Origin of the sequence: Glycomyces algeriensis (genome assembly GCF_027622855.1) — a bacterium.
In the GTDB taxonomy this organism is placed as follows: Bacteria; Actinomycetota; Actinomycetes; order Mycobacteriales; family Micromonosporaceae; genus Glycomyces; species Glycomyces algeriensis.
In genome coordinates this window covers 389718-390670 of the sequence record NZ_JAPZVR010000002.1, presented here as the reverse complement: position 1 = coordinate 390670, position 953 = coordinate 389718, and the positions used below count along the sequence as shown (strand labels likewise).

Sequence of the window (953 nt, the reverse complement as noted above, 5' to 3'; positions counted from 1 at the left end):
CCCCCCCCCCCCCCCCCCCCCACACCCCCCCCCCCCCCCCCGCCCCCGCCCCCCCCCCCCCCCCCCCGCTTCCGGTCTTCTGCGCTATTCCACGTCGTTCCCTTGCGGTGCAGGGCGACCGCCATGTCGCTGCGCGATGCTGGGGGTCGTGGCGGCTCGGCCTTCGAGGGTCGCCGGCGGCTCGTCGCCCCGACCTCGCCGCGCTCTCCGCCGCTCAGACTGCGCGAGTGCTCAGACGTCGCGGTGGCTCAGTGCGTCCCGGATCTTGTCGATGAAGCCGATGCCGGGGCCGAGGACGAGGTTGCCCGGGGGCGTGTCCGGGGCGTGGGGGTGCGGCCGGGTGGGCGCGAACTCCTTGGCGGCGAGCACCTTGAACCCGAGGTCCTGGAGCTCCTCCCGGTCGCAGGCCTCGCGCAGGCGAGGGAGGAGGTGCTGCTCCTCCTCGTCCAGGTGGTGGCGCACGTCCTTGATCATCTTCGCGAGGAGCTCTTCGAAGCGCGGGTCCTCCGGCCCGAGTCCTTCGAGCTCCTTCATGTCCTGCTCGGCCTCCGCGTGCTCTTCGATCTCGTGCTCGACGATCTCGTCGCCGTCGGGGAGGCGGGAGCGGGCGGCCGGGTACACGAACTGCTCTTCGGCGACGCCGTGGCGGACGATCTCGGCGATGACGTGGTCGGCGAGGTCCTTGCGGAATGCGGTGTCGCCGGTCGTGTCCTCGAGCTCGGCGAACACGGCCTGGAACCGGCGGTGGTCCTGGATGATGACATCGATCAGGTCGGTGTCCGTCTCGGTCTCCGGCATCGGTCCTCCATTGTGCAATCGCTCCGGATCAATGGGTACCCGCGCTTGCCTCGGCGAACCCCCGCAGCGCGCAGTAAGGCGCCGCCGCGGCTCTCGCCGCGGCGGCGGGTCCCCCCCCTGTGGGCGTGCGGCCCCGGGGTTCCCCGGGGGGGTAG

At 72.7% G+C, this 953-nt stretch carries 1 protein-coding gene; it reads right to left on the bottom strand.

Going from position 1 to position 953, the window contains the following annotated elements; all coding sequences use genetic code 11:
- Positions 1–231 precede the first annotated feature (231 nt).
- The gene (locus O2L52_RS05020; RefSeq protein ID WP_270114234.1) at positions 232–798 is read right to left on the bottom strand and encodes a hemerythrin domain-containing protein; all 567 of its coding nucleotides are present in this window, start codon (positions 796–798) and stop codon (positions 232–234) included.
- Positions 799–953 lie beyond the last annotated feature (155 nt).

Bases quoted from the DNA above. Each gene is read 5' to 3' on its own strand.
- O2L52_RS05020 (WP_270114234.1), bottom strand. From the start codon at position 798: ATGCCGGAGACCGAGACGGACACCGACCTGATCGATGTCATCATCCAG.